We start from the raw sequence: 7,705 nt of genomic DNA, 5'->3' as shown, positions 1-7,705 counted from the left end.
TATAAACAACTTCTATAATATCTGTCCGATTAAACTGTGATTTTTACACTTTATTCCCGTTTCCCTAACACATTTCCTTAATCCTCTTCCCTTTTACCTCTTCCCCTTATTCCCGTTTCCTTCCAACCTTCCCTCAATCCTCTTTCCTTATGCCTCTTCCTTCCCCATAGCAGCGGCCTTCATCCTGGTCGTCGTCTCCTTACCCAAATATTTCTCCACCCGTCCTTCTAAAAAGTAAATTAACGGGGTTAGCGCAATCGCCATAATAAACTTATAACTATAGTTCACCACACAAATCGCCAACACCTGCTGCCAACTCCAGTCCTTCCCTATTTTGAATGCTATAAATAATACGATAAAACTATCCACCAGCTGACTAATAATAGTAGATCCGGTAGCCCTCAGCCACACATGTTTCTCTCCTGTCGCTCTCTTAATACGATGAAACACCGTCACATCCACAATCTGACTCACCAAAAACGCCATGATACTCGCAAAGATAATCCACATGCCCTGACCGAATATACTTCCAAATGCATCCTGCATATTCGGTACCCCGTCCTGTACGCTGGATCCCAGCCACCAATCAGCCGCCGGTACCTTGATCGCGATATAAAACATCAGGAAAGCATAAGAAATTAACCCCACAGCAATATAAGAGATCCTTCTTACAGCCTTCGGCCCGAAATACTCATTCACCACATCCGTCAGCACAAACTCCAATGGCCATAACAACACCCCACAGGTAAGATTGAATGACAACCCAGGATACCCGAAAATGGTGAAAGTATGTACAGGCAGGCCTAAAAGCCTTTCAAGAGAGAAGATCTTACCACCTATACACTCAGCAATCAATGCATTCGCCACGAAGAAACTACAGAAGATCAGGAATAGTTTCGTCGGCTTATCTTTCAGTAAATTGTTTATCATCAGAAAAGGAAGTAGAATTGAAGAAGTAAGATAAGAAGATTTATAATAAATACGAATGGTGGCAGCTGCGCCACGCTCAGCTTATGTCTGATTAGCATAATAACCGCGATGATCAAAGTGATCAGATTCAGCGGAAACGCCACAAACATCCCCATCGGCAGCACGAATTTCAATAATTCGCCAAAATTATCCTTTATATCAATGTATCGGGATACCTCAGCAAGCACGAAAAACAGGTTGCAGATAAAAGCCAGTTTTAAAAAGAATCGTAACCTGTCCATGTTGAAATTTCGGATAAATTACAGTTATTTTGCTTTCTTCAAAAAAAATTTGTGATTGGCATGGTTTATTCTGTGCTGATCAGAATTCGAAAAAACACAACTGCCCATGCAAATTGCAATTTCCATAGTCATATGCTCTTATAACAGGGAGGCCTATATTATACAGGCCATCGATAGCCTATACCAGCAGGACCTTGACAAGAAACTGTATGAGGTGATTGTGGTGGACAATAATAGCCAGGATAATACTGCCGAAAAAGTAAGGGAATACATCGCTACCCACCCGGATATGCAGCTCTCCTACCACCTGGAAAAACGTCAGGGTGCTTCCTATGCCCGTAATACAGGGGCGGAATTGTCTACCGGCAAATTGATCTGCTGTATGGATGACGATGCTGTGGCCATGCCGGGGTATTTGCAGAATATCATTACTTTCTTTGATACACATCCGGATGCCACCGGTCTCGGCGGACGTATTATTCCAAGATATATCCCTGCTGAGCCAAAGTGGATGTCGCATTATGTATCTTCCCTGGTGGGGAATTTTGATTATAGTCCGGAGACGAAGCCGTTTGACAACGGGCGCTATCCATTGGAATCTAATATGATTGTGAAAAGGGAGGATTTCTTTGCGGTGAAAGGGTTTAATACCAGTTTGCCGGGAGTCAAAGGGACTTTGAGGATTGGTGGTGAAGGAAAGGAGTTCTTTTATAAACTGATTGAGAGAGGTGGGGTGATCTGGTACGATCCGACGGTAATTGTGCATCATGTGGTGGAAGTGAAGAAGTTAACTTCTGAGTATATGTACAGGGTAGCTTCCGGGATTGGCCGTGGGGAAAAGGTGAGGATGAAGGAGAAAGGTAGCGGGGCGACTTTTAAGAAAGGGATAGAGTACTTATTTAAGCTAGGTGCTTCGGTAGTGATTGGGGGATATTATTTATTGCAGGGAAAGCCGGCTAAGTCATGGCCGGTGATTCAGTTCAGGATTGATGTATTGAAAGGGTTCTGGGAACCGGTACATTTGCCGGAGGCGCATTAATAAAGGAATAAGGGATTGCATGGGCAGGAATTGTTCAGTTAATGGCATCCATCACCAGCAATGAATTCAGTTTCCCGGATGGACTGAATAGACCCAATGGTACACCCATGGATTAATATCCGCCATTTACCACCCACCATCACCAACTTATTATATATTCCATAATATATTACCTTTACGCACTCATAAACAAGTACATAACTATATGAAACCTGATTGGTTCAAGAAATTTCTGCCACATATCATCGCAATCGGGATACTCCTGTTGCTGGCAATCATCTATTGTAAACCAGTGCTGGACGGACAGGTCCTGACACAGGGCGATAATATCCAATGGCAGGCCATGGCCAAACAATCGCTTGATTACAAAGCTGCCCATGGCGAAGCCCCTCTCTGGACCAACAGTATGTTCGGCGGGATGCCTTCCTACCAGATCGTATTGGAAAGCCGCGAGCCCTTCAACATTTCCGACCTCGGAAAAGTATTCACGCTCTGGATGCCTAAGCCGATCAACTTCTTCTTTTTAGCGGGCCTCTCCTTCTACCTACTTTGTATGGTACTGGGTGTACGCTCCTGGATCGGCCTTCTCGGCGCTGTCGCCTATGCCTATTCCAGTTATGACCCCATTATCATAGGTGCGGGTCACGACACCAAGATGATGGCCATCGGTTACCTGCCTGCTGTGCTGGCGGGTATTATCATGCTCACGCAAAAGAAATACATCAAAGGGGTGGCGGTCACCGCACTGTTCATGTCCCTCCTCATTGCTTCGAACCACATGCAGGTAACTTACTACTTCCTGTTGCTGCTGGCCGTACTGGGGGTTGTATTTGCCATATATACCATTCGTGCAAAGGATTATAAACACCTCATTATTACAGGGGTGCTGGTAATAGCCGCCACCGGTTTGAGTATGGCGGTGAATACCATGTCTATGTGGACGACCTACGAATATTCCAAAGAGACCATTCGGGGTGGTAAATCAGAACTCACACAGAAAGCTGCCGATACCAAAGGCAGTGGCCTGGATAAGGAATATGCGTTCCGCTGGAGCTATGGTATTTTCGAGACGTTTACGTTCGTAGTACCAAACCTGTATGGTGGTAGCTCACAGGGTGAACTGACTGAAAGTTCCGAGACCTATAAGACACTAAAATCGCTGGGGGTACCTGACCAACAGGCCAATCAGATGATCAAAGCATGGCCACTGTACTGGGGTGAACAACCGGGTACTTCCGGTCCGGTGTATTTGGGTATTGTGATCTGCTTCCTCGCGATCTTTAGTTTCAGACTGATCAAGTCATGGCATAAATGGTGGATCCTCGCGATTTCTATACTGGCAGTGCTCATGAGCTATGGTAGTAATATGGCGTTCTTTAACTATGCACTGTTTGACTACCTGCCGTTCTACAATAAATTCAGAGCGCCAAGCATGGTGCTGATCATCCCACAGCTGACACTGGTCATACTGGCAGTGCTGGGCCTGCAGGCTTTGCTGGATCCTACTTTGAAGAAAGCAGACCTGGTAGCTAACCTGAAGCGTTCAGGCATCGTGATGGGTGTGATCTTAGGCGTACTGTTATTACTGTCTGTTACCCTGGGCTGGTCTAATAATTCAGATCAGATGATGGCGCAGCAGTTCAAGCAGATGGCGGGTGGTAGTGATGATATAGCGGGTCAGCTGATGCGTGCATTGCATGCGGACAGAGCATCCCTTTATAGAAGTGATGTGTTCAGAGCGATCATTTTGTTTGCGCTGGCATTTGGACTGATCTGGTATTATCTGAAAGACAAGATCAAGATGCAGTGGCTGGCTGGTGGTCTGATCGTACTGGTATTGTTTGATTTACTGCAGGTAGATACCCGTTACCTGAATTCCGATAATTATGTAGAGGAATCCAAATACCAGGGTAACTTCAGTCCTTCACCGGCTGATCAGCAGATTGCGGAAGATAAAGATCCTTATTTCAGGGTGTTTAATGTAACGAAAGGTGATCCGTTTAGCGATGCGATGACTTCTTATTTTCATAATTCAGTGGGTGGATATCATGCGGCAAAGCTGATATTGTACCAGGATCTGATTGAAAATCAGATCAGCAGGAATAATATCAATGTGCTGAATATGCTGAATGCAAAGTATATCGTTGCTCCGGGTCAGCAGGGACAGCAGGTGGTGCAGCGGAATCCGCAGGCGTTGGGGAATGCATGGTTTGTAAAAGATATCGTGTGGGTACCGAATGCAGATGCGGAAATGAAGGCGCTGGACAATCTGAATACAAAGGATTCTGTGGTGATCGATCAGCGTTTTAAAGCTGCGGTGAAAGCACAACCAGTGTACGATTCTGCTGCGACAATTGCTTTGGTGAAGAATGATGTGGATCAGATCAGTTATACATCCAATGCGGCTACGCCACAATTTGCGGTGTTTAGTGAGGTGTATTATAAAGAGGGTTGGAAAGCGTATATTGATGGTGTGGAGACGGAGTATGTGAGAGTGGATTATGCGCTGAGAGGTTTGTCAGTACCGGCAGGAAAGCATGAGATTGTGTTTAAGTTCCATCCAAAGAGTTACTATTTAGGGGATCAAATTGGTTTCTTTAGTTCTCTGATAGTGCTGTTGTTGTTGATTGGTGCGGTGGTGATGGAGTTTAGGAAGAAGAAAGCAGTAGCTTAAAATAAAGGAGCTTGAGGAAAGGAGTTTAAAGATAAGAGCCTGAATTAATAAAATTGAATTAAGCTTCTTAATTAAGAAGTTCAAATAAAAAAGGAGATCGCCGAAAGTGATCTCCTTTTTTCCTGAAAATGGTTTTCATTCCTTTTGGTGAACTCCGGGAATGTAAAATATTTTGTGTAAACCCCTTCCCCGGTTTTTGGGCCTATTGAAATAATTCACCACCATAGGCCATTAACACAGGAAATTTTACAGTCTCAACTCCCTTTTTCATGAATGCTTTTATGTCTAATAGATGATTGCCTGTATGATTATCTTGCTTGTATTTTTTACATTATCTGTTTGAATACGTACCCACTCATCGTTTTTTATTACATATCCTTTAGGTGGTTTCTTCTTTTTTATTTTCCTGTCGTAAAGGGCGGCATATAAGGTAACCACATCCCGGGTCTGACCGGTGATTTGTACAGAAATAATCCTGGAATCTTCATAAAGCTGATAATCGAGGGTGAGTTTGTTGCCATTATCCGCTCTTATATAAAAAAATTGCTTTAGGGTCGGTGCTACCATAACCGTATCCCTTACAAGATGAAGCACCCTGACTACATCGGCATTGAACTTTTCATAAACGTTGTTATAATATTCATGCACCACCTTCACGGAAGTTTGGGCCGAGGCAGAAGAAACGCCCACTGTTAAAGCCAGTACAAAAAATATCACTCTCATAACACCTTATAAAAATGCGGTTTATTCCTTATAATAATCGGACTGAATTGCCACAATGCAAAAACATTCTTCGCCAATCCCCACACCTGCGGCATATATTTAAACGGATTACGGCCCTTCAATAAGTTCTCTATCATGCTACCAAAAAAGAACACCGGTACCGCAAAAGAATAATTCAACAATAAAAACAAGAACCAGAACACGCCGAACTGTTTCCGTACTCTCACATGATTGGAAAGCATTACCTGCAGGGCCTTCCTGTCAAATAAACCCTGGTAACCTTTGTCTGCCGAATCAAAAGCCTCCCCCGTCGTCTCGCCCTGTAAATGGACAATATTGATATCACCGAAAATCGCGAGTTGACCGATCCTTTTTATCCTGCTACACCACTCTACTTCTTCTGCATATAAAAAGAAATCTTCATCCATATAGCCCGCTTTTTCCAACGTACTTCTCTTTATCATCAAAAACGCCCCACTGATCCAATCTACTTCATGCACACTGCTTGCCTGTTGTACATTCGGCACCTTTGTCTTCATCTTAAAAGCGACCCATCTTAATACCTTGCCCCAATAAGGTAAAGGCAATAAATGATTCAGCCCACCTTTCATGAAGTAATTACCAGAGATCTGGGTAGTATGGTCCGCATTCAACTGCTGTACCCCACAAGCCACAAATTCACTGGTGCTGAAGCGTTGCACACATTTATCCAGGGCACCATTCAGGATCAAAGTATCAGGATTCAGTAACAGTAAATAGTCTCCGACAGCCGCCCGCAACCCCGCATTATTCGCCCTTGAAAATCCGCCGTTATAGCCCATTTCAATAGGTTTAATAAACGGATGCCTCGATACAATCTGCGCTAAACTACCTGCAGCCGACTGATTATCTACTACGATGACTTCATAACTAATCTCCTTTGTCTGACTCACAATCGTATCGATACAATCATTGATCAGCCCATGGCTATTATAATTTACAATAATGACAGACAGCTGCATGAATTACGCTTTAGGTTTAGGTGCAAACAAAAAAGAAAATCCCATCGTCAGTTTAGACAATGGCCCGAACTTCAACCATCCCGCAGGGAAGATACGCTGCCACCTCAACACATAATTTGTTACCAGTGGCAAAGGTCCTTCATAGCCCGCATTTCGGATATCCATTACACCTTTTATTTTCATATTTCTCATCAGGCGCCAGAAAAAGTCGTACACCAATATACTTCTGAAAGGCCCATCCCCCATCTTCTGCAACACATAAAAATATTCAGGGATAAATACTTCTTTCACCCCATGTACCTCTTCCGTAATCTGCTCCTTCCCCATCCCCACGTAGCACAATGGTTCCGGAATATACGTAAACCCCGGATGCGCATTCAACAATCGGATATAGAAGTCTACATCCACTGTCCAGCGTACTTTTTCGTCATAACGATAAGCAGGTTTGTTACGATGAATGACCACACTTGGCGGACCTACCAGATTATCAAATAATACATTCACCGGTGCTTTGGCAAAGGCTTTCCTGAACCAGCCCGGGGAGGTCATTTCCTTTTTCTCACCAGTAAAAAGATAGTAATTATAGTAAGCAGAATAAGCGAAATCGTGTGTGGGATGGTCATCGAGCGCCTTGCAGAGGGTCTCCAGGGAATGTGGATGCATGAACCAGTCGTCATCGTGCATGATCTTGATATATGCTCCCTTTGCCAGATCCAGGCAGGTATTCCAGTTGCCCGGCATCCCCCTGGCAGGTACATTTCTATAGTAGCGGATGGGTAATGCCTGCACATATTCGTTCACTAACTGCTCTACCTCCTGATCTGGACTATCGTCTGTAATTACGACTTCCATGTTCTTCATGGTCTGTGTGGTCAGTGAGTCCAGCAAACGACGCAGGTAATCCACCTGTTTATAAGCAGGAATACATATCGAGACTTTTATCTGTTCCGGGTTCTTCATGTTCAGGTTCTCCTTAAAAATAGCCCTTGTACTTAAGGCATCATATTTGTTGACAGACCGCAAGATATAATAATCCGAAATTATGAATACCTTTAAT

The 7,705-nt window shown here is 43.9% G+C and carries 6 protein-coding genes; 2 read left to right on the top strand and 4 right to left on the bottom strand.

The features are described from left to right. Positions 1-147: 147 nt before the first annotated feature. On the bottom strand, positions 148-930 hold the full coding sequence (locus BW716_RS22455) for a queuosine precursor transporter (protein ID WP_083726203.1): 783 nt from the start codon (positions 928-930) through the stop codon (positions 148-150). 387 nt (positions 931-1,317) lie between these two features. On the opposite strand from BW716_RS22455, the gene BW716_RS22445 reads away from it, so the two are divergent. Continuing rightward, positions 1,318-2,250 carry a glycosyltransferase family 2 protein gene (locus tag BW716_RS22445; protein ID WP_083726199.1) on the top strand — a complete coding sequence of 311 codons (933 nt, stop codon included), beginning with the start codon at positions 1,318-1,320 and terminating at the stop codon, positions 2,248-2,250. Between the two features lie 205 nt (positions 2,251-2,455). After that, entirely contained in the window at positions 2,456-4,924 is a 2,469-nt protein-coding gene (locus BW716_RS22440; RefSeq protein ID WP_083726197.1) for a YfhO family protein, read from the top strand. 285 nt (positions 4,925-5,209) lie between these two features. Here BW716_RS22440 and BW716_RS22435 read toward each other — a convergent pair whose 3' ends face one another. From BW716_RS22435 to BW716_RS22425, 3 genes are read right to left on the bottom strand one after another with little or no spacing between them, the layout of a single operon-like run. Beyond that, a complete protein-coding gene (locus tag BW716_RS22435) occupies positions 5,210-5,647 on the bottom strand; it encodes a hypothetical protein (protein WP_083726195.1) in 438 nt (145 codons plus the stop codon). Continuing rightward, positions 5,644-6,648, bottom strand: a complete 1,005-nt coding sequence (locus BW716_RS22430; RefSeq protein ID WP_083726193.1) for a glycosyltransferase family 2 protein — start codon at positions 6,646-6,648, stop codon at positions 5,644-5,646. The genes BW716_RS22435 and BW716_RS22430 overlap by 4 nt, the downstream gene beginning before the upstream one ends. A 3-nt stretch (positions 6,649-6,651) precedes the next feature. Further along, a complete protein-coding gene (locus BW716_RS22425) occupies positions 6,652-7,608 on the bottom strand; it encodes a glycosyltransferase family 2 protein (RefSeq protein WP_179091227.1) in 957 nt (318 codons plus the stop codon). Positions 7,609-7,705: the final 97 nt, after the last annotated feature.

This window comes from [Flexibacter] sp. ATCC 35208, assembly GCF_001975825.1.
Lineage (GTDB): Bacteria > Bacteroidota > Bacteroidia > Chitinophagales > Chitinophagaceae > Chitinophaga.
Note: the sequence above shows the minus strand (reverse complement) of the source record. Positions and strands in the feature narration are given on the sequence as shown.